The sequence below is a fragment of the Sphingopyxis sp. EU05-FHT14B03 genome, from assembly GCF_058790875.1.
Genome location: NZ_JBYTDC010000002.1, coordinates 500,596 through 521,703, shown reverse-complemented (window position 1 = coordinate 521,703; position 21,108 = coordinate 500,596). Strand labels below are relative to the sequence as shown.

Below are 21,108 nucleotides of genomic sequence, written 5' to 3'. Positions count from 1 at the left end.
CTACTCCTCAGCCCAGCAATTCCTCGATCTCTTTGCGCAGCGCTTCGGGCTTGGTCGTCGGCGCATGGCGCGACACCACCTTGCCGTCGCGGCCGACCAGGAACTTGGTGAAATTCCACTTGATCCCGCTGCCGAGCAGACCGGTCTGCTCCTTCTTCAAATGCTTGAAGATCGGGTCGGCATCGCTGCCATTGACGTCGATCTTCGCCATGAGCGGAAAGGACACGTCATAGGTCAAGGAACAGAAATTCGCGATTTCCGCCGCATCGCCGGGCTCCTGCGCGCCGAACTGGTTGCACGGAAAGGCGAGGATTTCGAGCCCTCGATCCTTATAGTCGCGGTACAATTCCTCCAGCCCCTCATATTGCGGGGTGAAACCGCATTTCGACGCGGTGTTGACGATCAGCAGCACCTTGCCCTGATAATCGCCCAGCGATTGCGTGCCGCCGCCCGGCAGCTTTGCCGAAAGATCATAAAGTCCCATCTCGCCCTCCCCTCAGATCCGCCATGATGATTTCTTCCTCGATCCGCCCTTCGTGCAGCCGCAGGACGCGGTCCATCCGCGCCGCGAGCCGCTCGTTGTGCGTCGCGACCAGCGCCGCCGATCCATTGTCGCGCACCAGCGCGACGAACTGGTCGAACACCCGGTCCGCGGTCGCCTCGTCGAGATTGCCGGTCGGCTCGTCTGCGAGCACCAGCAAAGGCCGGTTGGCCAGCGCACGCGCGACCGCGACGCGTTGCTGCTCGCCGCCCGACAGCTTGCTCGGCTTATGATGCAACCGCTCGCCCAGCCCCAGCCGGGTCAACAGTTCCTCGGCACGCGCCTCCGCCTCGGCTTGCTTCGCGCCGCGGATGAGTTGCGGCAGCACGACATTCTCGATCGCGTTGAAATCGGGCAGCAGGTGGTGGAACTGATAGACGAAGCCGATCTTCTCGCGCCGCGTCTTGGTGCGCTCGCCCTGGTCGAAGCGCGTCGCATCCTCGCCGTCGATCATGATCTTGCCGCCAAAGCCGCCTTCGAGCAGCCCGACCGCCTGCAGCAAGGTCGACTTGCCCGACCCTGAAGGGCCAAGCAGCGCCACGATCTCCCCCGGACGCAACCGCGCATCGATGCCGCGCAGCACATCGATGCGCGCGCCGCCCTGTTCGAAGTGGCGCGTCAGCGCTGTCAGCTGCAAAATATCATTCATAACGCAGCACCTGCACCGGATCGGTATTCGCCGCCTTGAACGCCGGATAGAGCGTCGCGAGGAAGCTGAAGACGATCGTCATCACCACCACCACCCCGATCTCGACCGGATTGGGTTTCGACGGCAATTCGGTCAGGAACCGCACCGATGGATCCCACAGATTCTGCCCCGACAAATAGCCGATCCCGTTCAATATCCCCTTGCGGAAATAGAGCGCGACAAAGCCGAGGATCAGCCCGACCAGCGTCCCGCCGACCCCGATCGCCACGCCGATCGCGACGAAGATGCGCAGCACCGAATCGCGCGGCGCGCCCATCGTGCGGATGATCGCGATGTCGCGCGTCTTGGCGCGCACCAGCATGATCAGCGACGACACGATGTTGAACGCCGCGACGAGGATGATCAGCGACAGGATCACGAACAGCGCGACGCGCTCGACCTCCAGCGCCTCGAACAGGCTGCTGTTGGTCGACCGCCAGTCGGCGACGATCGCCGTCGCCGCGAGTTTTTGCGACAGCGGCGCGAGGATTTCGCCGACCTTGTCGGCATTTTCGGTCTGAACCTTGATGATTCCGATCTGGTCGCCGGTCAGCAGCAGCAACTGCGCATCGGCCATCGGCATGATGATATAGCTTTTGTCGAAGTCATAGACCCCGATCTCGAAGATCGCCCCGACCGAATAGCTGATCTCGCGCGGCACCGTCCCGAACGGGGTCGAACGCCCGGCGGGGTTGATGATCGTGATCTGCGACCCGACGTTCGCGCCCAGATTGCGCGCCAGTTCGGACCCCAGCGCCACCTCGCCCGACCCGTCGGTGAGGCGATTGAGATTGCCCTGCAGCACCTCGCCCTTCAGCACGTCGTTCTTGCGGATGTCGTCGACCAGCATGCCGCGCACCGCAACGCCCTCGACCCGGCCGTTGAAGGTGGTCAGCAGCGGTTGTTCGATGATCGGCGTCGCCGACGTCACCCCGGGCGTCGCGCGTACCTCTTTCAGCACGTCGCGCCAATTATCGATGCGGCCGCCAAAGCCCTGCACCACCGCATGGCCGTTGAGCCCGACGATCTTGTCGAACAACTCGCCGCGCACCCCGTTCACGACGCTCATCACGATGACGAGCGCCGCGACGCCGAGCATCACCGCGACGAAGCTGAACGACGCGGCGACGAAGATGAACCCCTCGCCGCGCGCCGGAAGCAGATAACGTTTGAAGATGGTGCGTTCATAGGGACGCAGGATCATAGGGTCGGTCCGTCAAACGCGCTGGAAAATGCCGTCATAGCGCCGCTTTAGGGGGCCTCCCGGTTGCTGGCAATGGGCGCCGTAAGCGGGGAGTCCTTGCGAGCGATTCGCAAAATCTGTTGCTCATCGGCCACAGGGCTGCGCAAAAGCATCGCAAGCTAACTGCCAGAGGGTGACAAGCGGCGCCCGGGAGCCTAGCCCGATGACTTCTGGATCACGCGGCTAAAGGCCCGGTTTCAGGGAGTGTGGACGCTTCGCCTCGTCCACGCAAAGGGGGATGGCGGTAGTTCGTCACAGGCGCCCGGGTCTCGAGATCGAGGCCCGGGCGTTGTGATTCTACCCCTCGCTCTCGCTGATATCCTCAAGCATGTCGGTATCGAGCACGCGCACCCGCCCCTGTTCGAGCGAGATGACTCCCGATTCCTCCCAGCTGCGCAATTGGCGATTGATATGCTCGCGGCTCATCCCCGCGAAATTGCCGAGTTCGGTCTGGCTGAGCTCGACGCGGTGCGTCGTCTCGATGCTGTCCTTGCGAATCAGGCGCTTGAGGTAGCGCGCCAGCCGCGGCCCCGACGCATAGGCGCGATCGCTTTCGATCGTCTGGTCGGCGGTGCGCAGCCGCCGCGCCAGCTGCTGCATCAACGACCAGGCGAAATCGGGGTGGCTGGTGGCAAAATCGCGCAGCGCGTTGCGGCCAAGCTGGAGCGCGCTGCCGGCGCTCGTCGCGGTGACCGAAGCGGTGCGCTCGCCGCCGTCGAGCAGCGCGATCTCGCCCAGCACCGCGCCCGGCTCGGCATAGGCGAGCACGATCTCGCGTCCCCCGGCGGTCAGCATCGACACGCGCGCCGTGCCTTCGGTCAGGATCAGCATCATGTCGCCGGGATCGCCCTGGACGAGCAATTCCCTGCCCTTGACGAAGTTGATCTGCACCGCGCGGCTCGCGATGTCGGCCCAATCCTCGACCGACAGGCCGGAAAATATGCTGTCGGGACCCTGTAGCTCGGCGAGTTTCGCGTGATCCATAAGCCCCGTTGCCCCTGTTGCCCGGCGTCAGACCAGCCGGCTGTGCTTCACCGCCGCTTCGATGAACCCGGCGAACAGCGGGTGCGGATCGAAGGGTTTCGATTTGAGTTCCGGATGGAATTGCACCCCGATAAACCAGGGGTGATCCGGCCGCTCGACGATTTCGGGTAGCATGCCGTCGGGCGACATGCCCGAAAAAACGAGACCGCCCGATTCGAGCCGCTCGCGATAGGCGCCGTTGACCTCGTAGCGGTGGCGGTGGCGCTCGCTGATCGCATTGGCGCCATAGACCGCCGCGACATGGCTGTTCGGCGACAGCTTCGCTTCATAGGCGCCCAGCCGCATCGTACCGCCAAGGTCGGTGTCGGCGCCGCGCTGCTGCAGCCCCTCATCGCTCATCCATTCGGTGATCATGCCGACCACCGGCTCGTCGGTCTTGCCGAATTCGGTGCTCGATGCCGCCGCGATGCCGCTCGTGTTGCGCGCGCCCTCGATGCACGCCATCTGCATGCCAAGGCAGATGCCGAAGAAGGGCACATTCCGTTCGCGCGCGAAACGCACGCTCGAAATCTTGCCCTCCGACCCGCGTTCGCCGAAGCCGCCGGGGACGAGGATGCCGTGCAGCGGCTCGAGATTGGCGGCGAGATCCTCGCCGCTTTCGAACATCTCGGCGTCGAGCCAGCGGATGTTGACCTTGACCCGGTTCGCCATGCCGCCATGGACCAGCGCCTCGTTCAGGCTCTTGTACGCATCGGGCAGCGAGACATATTTGCCAACGACGCCGATCGTCACTTCGCCCTCGGGGTGCTGCTTGCGGTCCATGATGTCGAACCAGCGCGTCAGGTCGGGGTCGGGCGCGTCGTGGATGCCGAAATGGCGCAGCACTTCGTTGTCGAGGCCTTCGCCATGATATTGCACCGGCACCGAATAGATGCTGTCGGCGTCGAGCGCGGGGATCACCGCTTCCTTCCGCACGTTGCAGAATTGCGCGATCTTGGCGCGCTCGCCATCGGGCAGCGGCTTTTCGCAGCGGCAGAGCAGGATGTCGGGCTGGACGCCCAGCGACGCGAGTTCGCGCACGCTGTGCTGGGTCGGCTTGGTCTTCAATTCGCCCGCGGCGGCGATGTACGGCACCAGCGTGACATGGACCGACAGCGTCTTGTCGCGGCCTTCCTCGTTGCGCAGCTGGCGGATCGCCTCGATGAACGGCAGCGATTCGATGTCGCCGACCGTGCCGCCGATTTCGCACAGCACGAAATCGAGGTCGTCGATGTCGGTCCGCGCGAACGCCTTGATCGCGTCGGTGACGTGCGGGACGACCTGCACCGTCGCGCCCAGATAGTCGCCGCGGCGTTCCTTGGTGATGATCTGCTGATAGATGCGGCCCGAGGTGACGTTATCGCTCTGCCGCGCCGCGACGCCGGTGAAGCGCTCGTAATGGCCGAGATCGAGGTCGGTCTCGGCGCCGTCGTCGGTCACATAGACTTCGCCATGCTGATAGGGCGACATCGTCCCCGGATCGACGTTCAGATAGGGATCGAATTTCCGGATACGGACGCGATAGCCGCGCGCTTGCAGCAAAGCCGCGAGGCTTGCCGCCATCAAACCTTTGCCAAGCGAGGAGACCACGCCGCCGGTGATAAAAATGAACCGCGCCATGGGAGGAAAGACTTACTCAACAGGAGGGGGACGGCGCAAGCCGTCGAATCGCAAACGGCGGAAATAATTCCGCCGCGCACGAATGCGGGCAGCGGGAGGCGCCTTGCGGCGCCGCCGCTTATTTCTTGGCGGGAGCCGGCGGTGCGGCGGGGGGCGTGTCGGCCGCGGCGGCCGCCGCGGCGGCGGCCAGCGGATCGTCGCTCGGCAGTGCCTGCGCCGGGGCGCCGTTCGCGGGGGCCTGCGCCGGGGCGGTCAGCCCGGTCGCCGCGCCGCTTGCGGGCTGCGCCGATTTCGACAGCGAGGTGTCGAGCGTGGTGCTGCCCGAACCGCCGACCGAAGCCATGGCGGCGAGCACGATCGACAGGCCGACGAACGCCGTCGCGAGGATCGTCGTGGCGCGCGTCATGAAATCGGCCGCGCCGCGCGCCGACAACAGACCCGCGGGGCTGCCACCGACACCAAGCCCGCCACCTTCCGACTTTTGCATCAGGATGACGCCGATCATCGCGGCCGCCACGACGGCCTGGACGACAAGCAGGAAGGTGAAGAGGTTCGACATCATATCATCCTGAAACGGGGTGCCGCAAATGGGCCAATCTGGCGGTGCACATAGAGATGGCGCGCGAAATCTTCAACCCGCAAGGACCAGCCAGGGTCCACGCAAGAAAAACGATGCTGTCGGCCCTCCCCTTTCCCATTCGTGTCGAGCGAAGTCGAGACACCCCGCGACCGCGCGCGACCGATCGGCATCTCGACCGCGCTCGATGCGAACGGACTTGGAAGCCTATTGAGAGAGGCTCCCTCCCGCCGCGACGATCGGCAGGAACTTGCCCGCCGTCAGGCTCGCCCCGCCGACCAGCGCGCCGTCGACGTCGCCGGCGCCCAGCAGTTCGGCGGCATTGTCGCCATTGACCGACCCGCCATAGAGCAGCCGCAGCACGTCCGATCCCGTGCCGATCCGCGCGGATAGCGCGGCGCGGATCGATCCGTGCATCGCCGCGACATCCTCGGTCGTCGGTACCAGCCCGGTGCCGATCGCCCAGATCGGTTCATAGGCGATCGCGAGCCGCGTCGGATCGAAACTGTCGGGCAGCGATTCCCGCACCTGCGCCAGCACATGGTCGATCGCACCGCCCGATTCGCGGACCGTGCGCGGCTCGCCGACGCACAGGATGACATCGAGTCCGGCGCCCAGCGCCGCCTCGGCCTTCGCTTTTACATCCTGGTCGCTCTCGCCGCATCCTTCGCGGCGTTCGCTGTGTCCGACGATCACCAGGCTGGCGCCGGCATCGGCCAGCATCGCAGCGGCGACCGACCCGGTGAAGGCGCCCGATGCGGCGCTGTGGCAATCCTGCCCGCCGACCGCTCCGCCCGGCACCGCGGCGACCATCGCGCCGATCAGCGTGAAGGGCGGGCAAAGCGCGACATCGACCGCCTTGTGCCCGGCGGCGGCGGCGAAGATCGCCTGCGCCTCGGCGAGCGATGCCGACACGCCGTTCATCTTCCAGTTGCCGACCACATATTTGCGCCGCGCCATCGCCATTTCCTCTCGCTGTTGTTCCGGTTGCGACGCCCCTAGCGGCGGGCGATGGCGCTAGGCAAGACGCGCCTGCGGCGCGCCGGGCCACTTTCGCGCCTTGATGCCGCTGCCCGACCCGCCTAAAGCCGCACCGAATTGCGCGCCCGCGCACCCTATTCGAAAGATTGCCCCTTCGATGATTACCGCGATCCGCAGCCTCTTTTCCTCCACGATCGGCAAGATTCTCGCCCTCGCTTTCGTCGCGCTCGTCGGCGTTGCCTTCGCGCTCGGCGATATCGGCGGCAATTCGCCGCTCGGCGGCGGGGTCGGCGGCTCCAATGTCGCGCGCGTCGGCGATACCGACATCGGTTATGCCGAACTACGCGACCAGGTGCGCCGCTCGTTCGATCAGGCACGCCGCGACCAGCCGACCCTGACGATCGACGCCTTTGTCGAGGCCGGCGGGCTCCAGCAGACGCTCGACCAGCTCATCGACGGCGCGGCCTTCACCCAATATGCCGACACCCTCGGCTTGGGGATCAGCAAGCGCCTGATCGACAGCCGCATCGCCGACCTGCCGGTGTTCAAGGGCGTATCGGGCAATTTCGACAAGACGGTGTTCGACGCGTTCCTGCGCCAGAACAACATCACCGAAGCCGCGCTGCGCAGCGACATCGCGCAGCAGATTTACGCCGAACAGCTCGCGGTCCCGGTCGGCAGCATGCCGCGCGTCGCGCCCGCCATGGCGCAGCCCTATGCCGCGCTGCTGCTCGAACGGCGCGAGGGCCAGGCGACCTATATTCCCTCCAGCAGCTTCGCCCCGACCGCCGATCCGGGCGACGCGGTGCTGCAGAAATATCTGGGCGAGAATCGCGCCCGCTTCAGCATTCCCGAGCGCCGCGTGCTGCAATATGCAGTGTTCGACCGCAGCATCGCGCCGGTCGCGGCGGTGACCGACAAGGAAATCGCCGACATCTACAAGGCAAACGCCGCGCGCTTCGCCGCGACCGAGACGCGCCGCTTCGCGCAGGTCATCGCGCCCGACCAGGCGAGCGCGAACAGCATCGCGGCCAAGGTTCGCGGCGGTTCGTCGATCGCCGCCGCCGCGCAGGCCGCCGGCCTCACCGCCGGTTCGTCGGGCGACGTCACGCTGACCGCCTATTCGGGCATGACCAACAGCGCCGCCGCCAAGGCCGCCTTCGCCGCCAAGCGCGGCGACATCCTCGGCCCGACACAGACCGGCCTCGGCTGGACCATCGCGCAGGTCGAGACGATCACCGCGACACCGGCCAAGACGCTCGCCGACGCCACCCCCGAAATCCGCGCCCAGCTTCAAAAGAGCAAGGCCGAAGAGGCGATCATCAGTTTCTACAACGGCGTTCAGGACGCGGTGAACGAGGGCGTGTCGATCGACGAGATCACCACCGACCGCAAGCTCACGCTCGTCGAAACCCCGGCCTTGCTGCCCAGCGGCCGGGCGCCGGCGCAGCCCGCCTTCGCGCTCGCGGCCGACCTCGCGCCGATGATCAGCCAGGCGTTCCAGGGCAGCGACGCGGGCGAGACCCATCTCGCGACGCTGGTCGAGAACGAGAAATTCGCCGTCTATGCGATCAAGTCGATCGTCCCCGCGGCGCCGCCGCCCTTCGCGCAGATCCGCGCCGACCTCCTCGCCGACTGGAAGCTCGCACAGGGCCAGAAGGTCGCCCGCGACAAGGCGCGCGCGATCGTCAAGGCGGTCGACGGCAAGCAGAGCTTCGCCGACGCGGTGCGCGCCGCCGGGCCGAACATCGGCAACGTCCAGACGATCGGCGGGCTTCGCGCCGAACTCGGCGCGGGCGGCCAGCGCGTGCCCCCCGAACTCGCCCTGCTCTTCTCGATGGCACAGGGCAGCGTCAAGACGCTCGAAATCCCCGGCAACCGCGGCTGGATGGTGATCGCGCTCGGCAAGGTCGAGCGTCCGAACCCGAAGGATATCCAGCCCGAACGCGTCGCCGCGATCGCCGGCCCGCTCGGCCCGGCCTTCGGCAACGAACTCGTCGCCCAGATGATGCAGGACGCCCGCAAGCGCGTCGGGGTCAAGCTCAACCAGAAGCTGATCGACCAGCTGCGCAAGGAGCTGACCGGCGACGCACCGGTCGCCGAATAAGGGTGAGCCTGGAGGGTAGAGCTGCCGCGCTCGAAGCGCTGGCCGGGGGCCGCGGCGCGGTCGTCTGGCAGCGGCTGATCGCCGATGTCGAAACCCCGGTGTCGGCGGCGCTCAAGCTGATCGCGCCGGGACGCGGCGACTGGGTGCTCGAATCGGTCGAAAGCGGCGAAACGCGCGGCCGTTACAGCCTGATCGGGCTCGATCCCGATTTGATGTTCGAGGTACGCGGCGACGCCGCGCGCATCAACCGCGACTGGCAGCGTGACCGCGAAAATTTCGCACCCGTCGTCGCTCCGGCGCTGCAAGCGCTGCGCGACCTCGTCGCCGAATGCCGTTTCGATGTGCCCGACGCGCTGCCCAAGGCGCTCGCGACGCTGGTCGGCTTCTTCGCCTATGAAACCATCGGCCTCGTCGAGCGCATCCCGCGCGCGCCGGGCGCCGGGCTCGGCCTGCCCGACATGGTCTTCGTACGCCCGACGGTGATCCTCGTCTTCGACCGGCTCGCCGACGAACTTTTCCTGATCGCCCCGATCTGGCCCGACGACGATGCGCCGATCGACCGCGCGATCGACGCCGCGCAGGACAAGCTCGACGCCATCGCCGCGCGCCTCGCGACCGGCAGTCCGCATGCCGAGCACGCGACCACGCTGACCGACCCGGCGACCATCGCCGCCAATCCCGCGACCACGCCCGAGCATTTCGCCGCAATGGTGGCGACCGCGAAGGACTATATCGCCGCGGGCGACATCTTCCAGGTCGTGCTGTCGCAGCGCTTCTCGACCCCGTTCGACCTGCCGCCCTTCGACCTCTATCGCGCGCTCCGCCGCATCAACCCGTCACCCTTCCTCTATTTCCTCGACCTTCCCGGCTTCGCGCTGATCGGCTCGTCGCCCGAAATCCTCGTCCGCGTCCGCGACGGCGAGATCACCATCCGCCCGATCGCGGGCACCCGCCCGCGCGGGCGAACCAGCGCCGAGGACGCGTATAACCGCGAATCGCTGCTCGCCGATCCCAAGGAGCGCGCCGAGCATCTGATGCTGCTCGACCTCGGCCGCAACGACGTCGGCCGCGCGGCAATCGGCGGCAGCGTCGCGGTGACCGACAGCTACACCGTCGAATTCTACAGCCATGTCATGCACATCGTATCGAACGTCATCGGCCGCATCGCGCCCGACAAGGATGCGATCGACGCGCTGTTCGCGGGCTTCCCGGCTGGCACGGTCAGCGGCGCGCCGAAGGTCCGCGCCTGCCAGATCATCGCCGAACTCGAGGCCGACGCGCGCGGGCCTTACGCGGGCGGCGTCGGCTATTTCGCCCCCGACGGCAATATGGACAGCTGCATCGTGCTGCGCACCGCGATCGTCAAGGACGGCGAAATGCACGTCCAGGCCGGTGCCGGCATCGTCGCCGACAGCGACCCCGCCTACGAACAGCGCGAGTGCGAGGCGAAGGCCGGCGCGCTGTTCGCGGCGGCACGCGAGGCGGTACGGCTGGCGGGCATGCCGGGGTATGGGCAGTGAGCGCCGGCACCATTTGATCCGTCCGATAGGGTCAGCCGGGCGGCGACCGATCGCTATCATCTCATCTTTCGTCATCCCGGACTTGATCCGGGATCCATGGCCTGCCCTTTCGACGAACGAGGTGCCGAACGAAAAGTCCGGCCATGGATGCTGAAACAAGTTCAGCATGACGAGGATTTAAGGCAGCTCACGACCATTTGCGGACGTAAGATCCTCCCCATCGCGCAGCGTTGGGGAGGGGGACCGCGCCCGAAGGGCGTGGTGGAGGGGTCGAAAGGTTGGACCGACGCCTGCGGCGTCGACCCCTCCGTCAGCCCTGCGGGCTGCCACCTCCCCAACGCTTCGCGATGGGGAGGATCTTCGTGTCCGCTTCCCACCCCAACGCAGACAATGCCGAAACCCTCGTCGATCTCGCGACGCAGAGGACTTATCACCGCTCCGCAAACGCGCTAGCCTCACCCCATGCTGAAATTCATCGCCCCCCTCGCCCTGCTCCTCGCAGCGACCGCTCCAGCCCACGCCCAGGTCGAAGGCGCGACCGAGGCCGACGCGAGCCTCAAGGATTTTACCTTCGCCACCGGCGAAAAACTCGCCGAACTCAAGCTCCACTATACCACGCTCGGCACCCCGCAGCGCGACAAGGCGGGCCATGTGACCAACGCCGTGATGATCCTTCACGGCACCGGCGGCACCGGCAAACAATTCTTCCAGCCGCAGTTCGCGAGCGAGCTTTTTGGCCCCGGCCAGCCGCTCGATACGAGCAAATATTACGTCATCCTGCCCGACAATATCGGCCATGGCGGCTCGTCGAAGCCCAGCGACGGGCTGCGGATGAAATTCCCCAAATATGACTATGCCGACATGGTCGCGGCGCAGCACCGCCTGCTCACCGAAAAGCTCGGGGTGCAGAAGCTGAAGCTCATCCTCGGCACCTCGATGGGCTGCATGCACGCCTTCGTCTGGGGCGAAACCTGGCCCGGTTTCGCCGAGCGCCTCGCCCCCTTCGCCTGCCTGCCGGTCGAGATCGCGGGGCAGGACCGCATGTGGCGCACCTTGTCGATCGACGCGATCAAGGCCGATCCGCTGTGGCAGGACGGCAATTACAGTGCGCCACCCGCCGCCGGCCTGCGCACCGCCGCCGCGCTCAGCATGATCGCGGGCGCCAACCCCTATGCGCTGCAGGCGCAATATCCGACCCGTCAGGCCGCCGAAAAATATAAGGATGAGGCCTTTGCCCGCACCTATGGCCGCAACGACGCCAACGACACCATCTACCAGCTAGAAAGCTCGCGCACCTACAACCCATGGGCCGACCTCGAAAAAATCACTGCGCCAGTGCTCTGGATCAACAGCGCCGACGATTTTATCAACCCGCCGCTCTACGGCATCACCGAAAAAGCCGCCCCGCGCATGCCGCGCGCCAAATTCATCCTCATCCCCGCCAGCCCCGAAACCAAGGGGCACAGCACGCATACCTGGGCCAAATTCTGGAAGGACGATCTCGCGAAACTGATGGCGGAAAAGCCGTGAAGGCCCTCGTCCTCACCCGCTACGGCGGCCCCGAAGCCACCGAATTGCGCGACGTCCCGGCCCCGACGCCCGGCCCCGACGACATCCTCGTCCGCGTCCACGCCGCCGGGCTCAACCCCGTCGACTTCAAGATTCGCGACGGCATGCTCAAGGTCGTGCAGGGTTATAAAATGCCCGTCGTCATGGGCAATGAATTCGCCGGAGTGGTCGAGGCGTGCGGCAAGAAAGTAACCGGCTTCGTCCCCGGCGACCGCATCTTCGCGCGCGTGCCCAAGGAACGCATGGGCGCCTTCGCCGAACTCGCGGTCGTCCCTGCCGATCATGCCGCGTTGCTGCCTGCGTCGCTCGATTTCACCACCGCCGCCGGCGTCCCGCTCGCGGGGCTCACCGCGCTGCAGGCGCTCCGCGACGAACTCCACCTCAAACCCGGCAGCCGCGTCTTCATCCCCGGCGGCGCGGGCGGGGTCGGCACCTTCGCGATCCAGCTCGCCAAATGGCTGGGGGCAGAGGTCACCACCACCGCTTCGCCGCGCGGCCGCGACCTCGTCGAACGCCTTGGCGCCGACCGCGTCATTGATTACACGACGCAGGATTTCGCGAACGAAGTCCGCGACATGGACGGCGCCTTCGACCTCATCGGCGGCGACACGCTCGCCAAATGCTTCGCCGTCGTCAAACCCGGCGCCGCCGTCGTCTCGGTCGCGGGGCTGCCCGAACCGCTCACCGCGACAAAGGATCTCGGCCGCGGCCCGCTCCTCGCCGCGCTCTTCTGGTTCGCAAGCTTCGGCATCCGCGCCAAGGCCCGCAAGCATGGCGCGATCTACCGCTATCTGTTCATGCACCCCAGCGGCGCCGAACTCGCCGAATTGGCGGCGCTGATCGAGCAAAAACGGCTCGAACCCGTGATCGACCGCGTCTTTCCCTTCGCCGCCATCGCCGACGCGATCGCCTATCTCGAATCGGGCCGCGCCAAGGGCAAAATCGTCGTCCGGATGGTCGACTAGGCCTCGAAAAGCCGGACTTGCGCCTTCCCAAGCTTCTATCCCTTCCCCCACTCCCGCAAAATCGCTACCGCCCCATCCCATGATCCTCGTCATCGACAACTACGACAGCTTCACCTTCAACCTCGTTCATTATCTGATCGAGCTGGGCGCCGAGGTGCGCGTCGAACGCAACGATGCGCTCACGGCTGCGCAGGCCCTCGCCAGCGGTGCCGATGCGATCCTCATCTCGCCCGGCCCCTGCACGCCCAATGAAGCGGGAATCAGCCTCGATCTCGTCGCCGCCTGCGCCGACGCCGCGCGGCCCTTGCTCGGCGTCTGCCTCGGGCATCAGGCGATCGGCCAGCATTTCGGCGGCATCGTGCAGCGCGGCCATCTGATGCACGGCAAGACCTCGCCCGTCTGCCACGACGGCAGCGGGCTGTTCACCGGCCTGCCCTCGCCGCTCACCGCGACGCGCTACCACAGCCTCGAGGTCGTCGACATTCCCGCCAGCCTTGTCATCAACGCGACCAGCGACGACGGCGCGGTGATGGGCTTCCGCCACGCCGAACTGCCGATTCACGGCGTCCAGTTCCATCCCGAAAGCATCGCCACCGAACATGGCCATGCGATGCTCGCCAATTTCATGGCGAGCGCGGGCCTGCCGGTGCGCGAACGCCAGTCGGCATGAGCCGCTTCGGTCCCTTCCCCGATCCCGCCGCGCTGCTCGATCATGACGAGGCCGCGCACGCCTTCGCGACGATGCTCGACGGCGGCGGCAGCGACGACGATATCGCCGGCTTCCTGGCCGCGCTGTCCGACCGCGGCGAGACGATGGTCGAAATCGCCGCCGCGGCGCAGGCGATGCGCGACCGGCTGATCGCGATCGAGGCCCCTGCGGGCGCGATCGACGTCTGCGGCACCGGCGGCGACGGCCATCATACATTGAACGTCTCGACCGCCGTCGCCATTGTCGTGGCAGCATGCGAGGTTCCGGTCGCAAAGCACGGAAATCGCGCTGCTTCGTCGAAATCCGGTGCGGCCGATACCTTGGAAGCCCTCGGCCTCGACATGGACCGCGCCGACCATATGGCGCAGGAACAGCTTGCCGACCTCGGCATCTGCTTCCTCTTCGCGGGAACCCGGCATCCGGCGATGAAGCGCATCATGCCGATCCGCAAGGCGCTCGGCCGCCGGACCATCTTCAACCTGATGGGCCCGCTCGCCAACCCCGCACGCGTCACGCGCCAGCTCGTCGGCATCGCGCGCCCCGCCTATGTCCCCGTCTATGCCGAGGCGCTGCACCGGCTCGGCACCGAGCATTCGCGCGTCATCTCGGGCGACGAAGGCCTCGACGAACTGTCGCTCGCCGGCGGCAACGAAGTCGCGGTGGTCACCCCCGAAGGCGTCGTCATGCAGCGCAGCCACGCCGCCGACGCGGGCCTGCCGACACGCCCGCTCGAGGAACTGCGCGGCGGCGACGCCGCTTTCAATGCGAAGGCCCTGCGCGGCCTGCTCCAGGGCGAGCCCGGTGCCTATCGCGACGCCGTGCTCTACAACGCCGCCGAGGCGCTCCTCGTCGCAGGCTCGGTCCGGACGCGGATCGAAGGCGTCGAGGAAGCCGCCGAAGCGATCGACAAGGGCCTCGCCAACACGCTGCTCGACTGCTGGATCGCTTACAAATGAACAAACTCACCCAGATCCTCGCCACCAAGGCCGAAGAAGTCGCCGAACGCCGCCAGTCGCGCACGATGGCCGATCTCGACGGCATCGACGCCGGCCCGGTGCGCGGCTTCGCCGCCGCGCTGCAGGCAAAGATCGACGCCGGCGGCTTCGCGCTGATCGCCGAAATCAAGAAAGCTTCGCCGTCCAAGGGATTGATTCGCGAAGATTTCGATCCCGCCGACCATGCCCGCGCCTATCAGGCCGGCGGCGCGGCGTGCCTCTCGGTGCTCACCGACGCACCTTATTTCCAGGGCCATGAGGAATTTCTGATCGCCGCGCGCACCGCGTGCGACCTGCCGGTGCTGCGCAAGGATTTCATGATCGACCCCTGGCAGGTCGCCGAAGCACGCTCGATCGGCGCCGACGCGATCCTGATCATCGTCGCCGCACTGGAAGACGCCGAGATGCAGGCCATCGAGGCCGCGGCGATCGAACGCGGCATGGACGTCCTGGTCGAGGTTCATGACGAAGCCGAGCTAAGCCGCGCGCTGACCGCGCTCCAGTCGCGCCTGATCGGCGTCAACAACCGCGATTTGCGGACGTTCGAGACCGACCTCGCGGTCACCGAACGCGTCGCGAAACTGGTGCCCGCCGGCACGCTGCTCGTCGGCGAAAGCGGCATCGCCACTCACGCCGACTGCCAGCGCCTCGCGGCCAGCGGCGTGAAAAGCTTCCTCGTCGGTGAAAGCCTGATGCGACAGGACGATGTGGCGACGGCGACGAAGGCGTTGCTGGAAGGATAGCGTCTACTTCGGGGTGGGGAGCGGACATCCCCAATCCTCCCTGTCGCGAAGCGATGGGGAAGTGGCAGCCCGCAGGGCTGACGGAGGGGCCGACACCGTAGGCGTCGCGCTACCTTTCAGCCCCTCCACCACCGCTTCGCGGCGGTCCCCCTCCCCATGGCCTGCGGCCACAGGGAGGATCTCTCTATGCCCCCTTCCGCCCGGAACCGGTTTTCGTAACCCGCAGCAGAACCAGCTCGCCCCCATCACCGACCGGTATCCTATACGAACCGGTAATATCTCGCCGGTTACAGCAGGCGGTTACAAGAACCGGATCGACACCGGGAACCAGGGAACGAAGGATGGCGGGAATCAATCGGCTATCATGGCTTTTGGCGCTGCCGTCGACCGCCCCGTTACTGGTTCAGGCGGCGTGGGGGCGGGAGGGTGGCTCGGTCCAAGCGGCCGAATGGCCGAAAACCATGTATCAATGTCGTCACCGCGCGCCCCTCGACGGCTTCGGCGGCACGCTCGAATTCGACACGCTGTACACTGAAGCGGGCACGATCTTTTCCGAAAGCGGCCGATGGACGTCCGATTATCTACCCAGGCGCGCCCCGCCCCTCCCGGCCGGCCTGATGGCGGAACAGTCCATCATCCTCCCCGCCGGACAGCCAAGCGGCATGACGGTCATGATCGAATGGCCCGGCGGCAATGTCTGGGACAAGACGCCTACGCCCGATCCGTCTGCCAAAGCGATGATCCGCATCGTCAATATCGACGGCGTCGCCCGGTCGATGCGGAAAAAGGAGCGCTGGCACCAATCGGTCGTGGTCCGCAACAGCGAAGTCCTCCCCTACGCGAACGGCAATGACCGCATGCTTTTCCTCAGCCCGCTCGAACCCGCGCTGATCAGCAATTATGGCGATACCTCCAACATGGACCTGACGATGCCGGTCGCGAACCTCCTGGCTTGGGGCAGCGGGCTCGAAGCGCTGACGGTCTTCGATGTATTCGTCGAACCCCGGAAATACGACCCGCATAGTTTTCCCAACGGACCCGCCGGACCGATGCGGGTCGTCGGCGAATATCACATCGACATGACCGCGCTCGCCGCAGGCTTCGACAAGATCCGTGCCGAGCACCGGTGGTGGCGCGCCGGCCTCGCCGATTTCAAGACGCGCTGCGAAGCGACGCAGGTGTCGGACCCATCGCTGGAAATCATCGTCACCTGACCGCCTGTCATTATCTCTACTTGCCTTTCCTCCGCAGCGTTGCTTCGCTTCATCGCCATGACCCAACGCCCGACTCATCTCGACGAAAGCGGCGCCGCCCATATGGTCGACGTCGGCGCCAAGCCCGCAACCGCGCGCCGCGCCGTCGCCACCGGCCGCATCACCATGTCCCCTGCGGCGCTCGAAGCCATCCGCAGCGGCAACGCGCCCAAGGGCGACGTCCTCTCGACCGCGCGCATCGCCGGGATCATGGGCGCCAAGCGCACCGCCGACCTCATCCCGCTCTGCCATCCTCTCGCGCTCACCAAGGTCGGCGTCGAGTTCGAATGGGAGGAGACCGGCATTTCGGTCACCGCGACCGCCGCGACCACGGGGCCGACGGGGGTCGAGATGGAAGCGCTCACCGCCACCTCGGTCGCGCTGCTCACCCTCTACGACATGGCGAAGGCGCTCGACCGCGCGATGATGATCGGGGATATTCGTTTGCTCGAAAAGAGCGGCGGCCGCTCGGGCGACTGGCGCGCCGAATGAGCAAGCTGCTCCCCGTCGAGGAGGCGCAGGCACGCCTGCTCGCGCTCCGCGCCCCGCTGGCGCCCGAGAATATCGCCTTTTCCGAATCGCTTGGCTGCCATCTTTCGCGCGATGTCATCGCATTGCGCGACCAGCCCGCGGCGCCGCTTTCGGCGATGGACGGTTATGCGATCCGTTTCGCCGACCTGCCGGGACCATGGACGATCATCGGCGAGGTCGCCGCAGGCTCCGCGCCCGTCCTGCCCCTCGGCGCGGGTCAGGCGATCCGCATCTTCACCGGCGCGATGGTCCCCCACGACGCCGACACGGTCATCCTGCAGGAAGATGTCGCCGCCGACGGCACGGTCCTGACGCTGACCGGCGATGGCCCGGAGGCCCAGGGCGCCCATATTCGCGACCGCGCCAGCGACTTCGCGACCGGCGCCATGCTCGTCGCCGCCGGAACCCGGCTCAACGCCGGTGCGATCGCCGCGGCGATCATGGGTGGCGACGCGCAGCTTGTGGTCGGCGCCCGCCCGCGTGTCGCGATCCTCACCACCGGCGACGAACTCGTCCAGCCGGGCCGCGCGCTCGCGCCCGGCCAGATCCCCGACAGCAACGGCACGATGCTCGCCGCGATGCTCGCCGCCGAGCCCGCCATGGTCAGCATCCCGCTCCACATCCGCGACGACCGTGAAATTTTATCCAAGGTATTAAAAGACCTGGCGCGACGTCACGACGTCATCGTCACCGTCGGCGGCGCCTCGGTCGGCGATCACGACCATGTCCGCGGCGCGCTCGACGATGCCGGCGGGCGGCTCGATTTCTGGAAGATCGCGATGCGCCCCGGCAAGCCGCTGATCGCGGGCACGCTCGGCGACGCGCTGCTGCTTGGCCTGCCCGGCAACCCCTCGTCGGCCTTCGTCACCGCGACCCTGTTCCTGCTCCCCCTCGTCCGCCATCTCGCCGGCGCGCGAGACCCGCTCCCGCCACTGCGCACGGCCCCGCTCGCGGCCCCCCTCGGCCCCGGCGGCGCGCGACGCGACTATCTGCGTGGACGGATCGACGGCGGCCTTCTCTCGCCCTTCGACGGACAGGACAGCGGCCGCACCTTTCCGCTCGCTGCGGCGAACGCCCTCGTCATCCGCGAGATCGGTGCGCCGTCCCGCGCGGCGGGCGAAGCGGCGGATTATATCGACATCGCTTGACAAGTTCGCTTCTGTTCCATTATCGTTCTCCTTATGTCCGAAACCGGCATCATGGAGAACGCCCGATGTTGACCGCCAAGCAGCATGAACTGCTCCACTTCATCCAGCAAAAGCTCGACGCGAGCGGCATCTCGCCGTCGTTCGAGGAGATGAAGGAGGCGCTCGGGCTCAAGTCCAAATCGGGAATCCACCGCCTGATCAGCGCGCTCGAGGAGCGCGGCTTCCTTCGCCGCCTCCCCAACCGCGCCCGCGCGCTCGAGGTCGTCAAGCTTCCCGAGGGCGGCAAGGCGGTCGTCAGCACCGATCGCGACAATGTCGTGCCGCTGCGCAAACCCGCCCCCGCGATGCGCCCGATCGCCGCGAACGACATCGTCGAGGTCCCGCTCCACGGCAAGATCGCCGCGGGTGTGCCGATCGAGGCGTTCGAAAATCATGACAATCTCACGGTCCCCGCCGCGCTGCTCGGTTCGGGCGAACATTATGCGCTCGAAGTGTCGGGCGACTCGATGGTCGAGGCCGGCATCTTCGACGGCGATTATGCGCTGATCCAAAAGGTCAACACCGCGCGCGAGGGCGACATCGTCGTCGCGCTCGTCGACGGGCAGGATGCGACGCTCAAATATTTCCGCCGCGAGGGCAAGATGATCCGCCTCGATCCCGCGAACAGTGCCTATGAGCCGCAGCGCTACGCCGCCGAGCGCGTCATCGTGCAAGGGAAGTTGTCGGGACTGCTTCGTCGTTACCACTGACCTGCGGCGGGCGGCGCCACATATGCTCGTCGCCCGCGCCTAACGCCGTCACCGCGCGCGGCCGCTCACCGAGGTAAAGCGCCAGCCCGCCGGTCTGCGGCAGCGTATCGCGATCGATCGTCAGCCAGCGGCCGGCGCATTCGTGCGGCAGCCAGCGCTCGCTGATCACCACATCGGCGGCGGCGCACGCCGCCGCCATGTCCGCCCCCTCGATCCGGTCGCGCCCGCGCGCCGCGAGGATGGTGCGGTCATCCTGCGTCCAGCGACAGAAATCGCGGTTGCAGGCGACATGATCGAGGTCGGTGAGCGCGGCGAGCGGCGCATCGATCCCCGCCGCCTCGGCCACCGCGTCGCGCACATAATCCCCCGCCCGCTCGCGCAGCAATGCATAGCTGCCGTCGGGGAGCGCCGCGGCGATATGCTTGCCGTCGCCGGTAATCAGCACATCGGGGCGCGGCTGGGCGAGCAGGACGATCATGCCGAGGACCAGCGGCACCGCCCCCGCCCAACGCCAGCGCGTCCGCCACAGCAGCAGCCATATCCCGCCGAAGATCGCGAGTCCGAAACCCCAGGGCGGGAACACCGGCAGCGTCGCGACCGCGCCGGGCGCATCGGCGACGCTGTGCGCGAGCCAGATCAGGGCGTTCAGCGCCTGCTCGGCGACCCACCAGAAGGGCGCGCCGAGCCCGACGCTGTCGAACAGCAAAGCCAGCGCCTCGGCGGGCATGATGACAAAGGTCGTCAGCGGGATCGCGACGACATTGGCGAGCGCGCCATAGAGCCCCGCCTTGTGGAAATGGAACAGCGCGATCGGCGCCAGCGCGACCTCGACCGCGAGCCCGGTGATCACCAGTCCCGCGACCCCGCGTCCCAGGCGAAACACCCATGGCTCCTCGCGCCGCGCCATGAACCGCTGCATCGCCCGGCTTTCGTGGAGCGCGACGATCGCGGTGATCGCCGCGAAACTCAGCTGAAAACTCGGCCCCGCCAGCGACTCGGGACGCCAGATCAGCACGATCAGCGCGCCCGCCGCGACCAGCCGCAGCGTCAGCGCCTCGCGCCCGAGCAGGAACGCGATCAGCACCAGCAGCGCGGCGATGAACGAGCGCAAGGTCGGCACCTCGGCCCCCGCGAGCAGCGTATATCCCCCGCCAGCGAGTGCCGCGACCGCCGCCGCCAGCGGCAGCACATAGCCCGCCAGCGCCAGCCGCCGGCTGAGCGCGAGCAGGCTCATCGCGATCAGCATTGCAAAGGTCACCACCGCGGTCACATGCAGCCCGCTGATCGACAGCAGATGCGCCAGCCCGCTCCGCCGCATCGCCTCCTCGTCGGCCTCGCTGATCGCGCCGCGATCGCCGGCGACGAGCGCCGCGGCGATCCCCCCCGCCGATCCGTCGATCTGCCCGTGGATATGATCGCTCAGCCGCGCGCGCAGCGTCTGCACCCCGTCCCCCGCACCCGGTGCCCGCCCGATCTCGCCGAGCACCGTGCCGACCGCGCCGATCCGGTCGAACCAGGCGCGCTGCGCGAAATCATAACCGCCGGGCAGGCTCGCGGTCGGCGGCGGCATCAACCGCGCGCGCAGGCCGATCGCCTCGCCCGGCGCGATGCCCTTGCCCTGCTCGCCCGCCGCGGTGATCCGCAACCGCGGCGGCAGATCGGGTCGCCTCAGCGGCCGCACGATCAGCCGGACCTGGTCTTTCGCCGGCAGCGGCTCGACGCTTTCGACGCTCGCCGAAAATTCGGTCACCACCGGCAGCGCCAGCACGGGCGCCGACACCCAGACCGCTCGCCCCCACACGAGCAACAGCCCCAGCGCCATCACCGCGCACCCGACGACGACCGCGCGCCCGAACCGGCGTTGCCAGCCGATCAGCAGCCCGGCGAGCGCCCCGGCACCCAACATCAGCAACAGCCCGATCCAGTGGGTCCGGGTGGGCAGCGCGAACCAGGCGGCGATCCCCGCGCCGAGCGCGACCGGCAGCCAAAGCGCGATCCGTTCGCGCTCGGCATCGAGCCGCGCTTCGATCGACTCGGGCATGCGCCGCACCATCGCCGCCGCGCGCAAACCAATGGGCGTTTGAAGCGGCCTTGTCGCCATGCTAGGGGCACCCCCGATCCCCGTCCCCGCCGTCCGCGGGGACCC

19 protein-coding genes are annotated in these 21,108 nt (G+C 67.3%); 11 read left to right on the top strand and 8 right to left on the bottom strand.

All coding sequences use genetic code 11. The annotated features are described in order from the left end of the window. Positions 1–7: 7 nt before the first annotated feature. From AC3WS4_RS11630 to tpiA, 7 genes are all read right to left on the bottom strand, one after another. Entirely contained in the window at positions 8–484 is a 477-nt protein-coding gene (locus tag AC3WS4_RS11630) for a glutathione peroxidase (protein WP_187141532.1), read from the bottom strand. Further along, a complete protein-coding gene (locus AC3WS4_RS11625; protein ID WP_187141531.1) occupies positions 471–1,190 on the bottom strand; it encodes an ABC transporter ATP-binding protein in 720 nt (239 codons plus the stop codon). Before AC3WS4_RS11625 ends, AC3WS4_RS11630 begins: the two co-directional genes overlap by 14 nt. After that, the gene (locus AC3WS4_RS11620; RefSeq protein ID WP_187141530.1) at positions 1,183–2,433 is read right to left on the bottom strand and encodes a lipoprotein-releasing ABC transporter permease subunit; all 1,251 of its coding nucleotides are present in this window, start codon (positions 2,431–2,433) and stop codon (positions 1,183–1,185) included. The genes AC3WS4_RS11625 and AC3WS4_RS11620 overlap by 8 nt, the downstream gene beginning before the upstream one ends. Before the next feature lie 336 nt (positions 2,434–2,769). Next, positions 2,770–3,456, bottom strand: coding sequence for a Crp/Fnr family transcriptional regulator (locus AC3WS4_RS11615; RefSeq protein WP_056347846.1), 687 nt, complete (start codon positions 3,454–3,456; stop codon positions 2,770–2,772). Between the two features lie 27 nt (positions 3,457–3,483). Next, on the bottom strand, positions 3,484–5,115 hold the full coding sequence (gene pyrG / locus AC3WS4_RS11610) for a CTP synthase (RefSeq protein WP_492738582.1): 1,632 nt from the start codon (positions 5,113–5,115) through the stop codon (positions 3,484–3,486). A gap of 118 nt (positions 5,116–5,233) precedes the next feature. Beyond that, positions 5,234–5,674: a preprotein translocase subunit SecG gene (gene secG / locus AC3WS4_RS11605; RefSeq protein WP_443028037.1), complete on the bottom strand. Its 441-nt coding sequence runs from the start codon at positions 5,672–5,674 to the stop codon at positions 5,234–5,236. A 225-nt stretch (positions 5,675–5,899) separates the two neighbouring features. Further along, a complete protein-coding gene (gene tpiA, locus AC3WS4_RS11600; protein WP_492738585.1) occupies positions 5,900–6,652 on the bottom strand; it encodes a triose-phosphate isomerase in 753 nt (250 codons plus the stop codon). Between the two features lie 178 nt (positions 6,653–6,830). On the opposite strand from tpiA, the gene AC3WS4_RS11595 reads away from it, so the two are divergent. The 11 genes from AC3WS4_RS11595 (at position 6,831) to lexA (ending at position 18,962) form a co-directional block, all read left to right on the top strand. After that, a complete protein-coding gene (locus AC3WS4_RS11595) occupies positions 6,831–8,780 on the top strand; it encodes a peptidylprolyl isomerase (RefSeq protein WP_492738587.1) in 1,950 nt (649 codons plus the stop codon). 2 nt (positions 8,781–8,782) lie between these two features. Continuing rightward, complete coding sequence (gene trpE, locus AC3WS4_RS11590) at positions 8,783–10,300, top strand: anthranilate synthase component I (protein WP_492738588.1); 1,518 nt, start codon at positions 8,783–8,785, stop codon at positions 10,298–10,300. Between the two features lie 462 nt (positions 10,301–10,762). Further along, complete coding sequence (locus AC3WS4_RS11585) at positions 10,763–11,830, top strand: alpha/beta fold hydrolase (RefSeq protein ID WP_492738590.1); 1,068 nt, start codon at positions 10,763–10,765, stop codon at positions 11,828–11,830. After that, on the top strand, positions 11,827–12,834 hold the full coding sequence (locus tag AC3WS4_RS11580; RefSeq protein ID WP_492738592.1) for an NADP-dependent oxidoreductase: 1,008 nt from the start codon (positions 11,827–11,829) through the stop codon (positions 12,832–12,834). Before AC3WS4_RS11585 ends, AC3WS4_RS11580 begins: the two co-directional genes overlap by 4 nt. A 79-nt stretch (positions 12,835–12,913) precedes the next feature. Beyond that, the gene (locus AC3WS4_RS11575; protein ID WP_187141524.1) at positions 12,914–13,504 is read left to right on the top strand and encodes an anthranilate synthase component II; all 591 of its coding nucleotides are present in this window, start codon (positions 12,914–12,916) and stop codon (positions 13,502–13,504) included. Next, positions 13,501–14,499, top strand: a complete 999-nt coding sequence (gene trpD, locus AC3WS4_RS11570) for an anthranilate phosphoribosyltransferase (protein ID WP_492738594.1) — start codon at positions 13,501–13,503, stop codon at positions 14,497–14,499. Before AC3WS4_RS11575 ends, trpD begins: the two co-directional genes overlap by 4 nt. Continuing rightward, complete coding sequence (gene trpC / locus AC3WS4_RS11565; protein ID WP_492738596.1) at positions 14,496–15,281, top strand: indole-3-glycerol phosphate synthase TrpC; 786 nt, start codon at positions 14,496–14,498, stop codon at positions 15,279–15,281. The genes trpD and trpC overlap by 4 nt, the downstream gene beginning before the upstream one ends. Positions 15,282–15,622: 341 nt before the next feature. Then, on the top strand, positions 15,623–16,495 hold the full coding sequence (locus AC3WS4_RS11560) for a hypothetical protein (RefSeq protein WP_492738598.1): 873 nt from the start codon (positions 15,623–15,625) through the stop codon (positions 16,493–16,495). A gap of 57 nt (positions 16,496–16,552) precedes the next feature. Beyond that, entirely contained in the window at positions 16,553–17,026 is a 474-nt protein-coding gene (gene moaC / locus AC3WS4_RS11555) for a cyclic pyranopterin monophosphate synthase MoaC (protein WP_492738600.1), read from the top strand. Then, positions 17,023–18,213: a molybdopterin molybdotransferase MoeA gene (locus AC3WS4_RS11550; protein WP_492738602.1), complete on the top strand. Its 1,191-nt coding sequence runs from the start codon at positions 17,023–17,025 to the stop codon at positions 18,211–18,213. Before moaC ends, AC3WS4_RS11550 begins: the two co-directional genes overlap by 4 nt. Positions 18,214–18,278: 65 nt before the next feature. Beyond that, on the top strand, positions 18,279–18,962 hold the full coding sequence (gene lexA / locus AC3WS4_RS11545) for a transcriptional repressor LexA (RefSeq protein ID WP_492738604.1): 684 nt from the start codon (positions 18,279–18,281) through the stop codon (positions 18,960–18,962). Here the strand turns inward: lexA and AC3WS4_RS11540 are convergent. Then, positions 18,916–21,003 carry a ComEC/Rec2 family competence protein gene (locus AC3WS4_RS11540; RefSeq protein WP_492738605.1) on the bottom strand — a complete coding sequence of 696 codons (2,088 nt, stop codon included), beginning with the start codon at positions 21,001–21,003 and terminating at the stop codon, positions 18,916–18,918. The genes lexA and AC3WS4_RS11540 overlap by 47 nt on opposite strands. Positions 21,004–21,108: the final 105 nt, after the last annotated feature.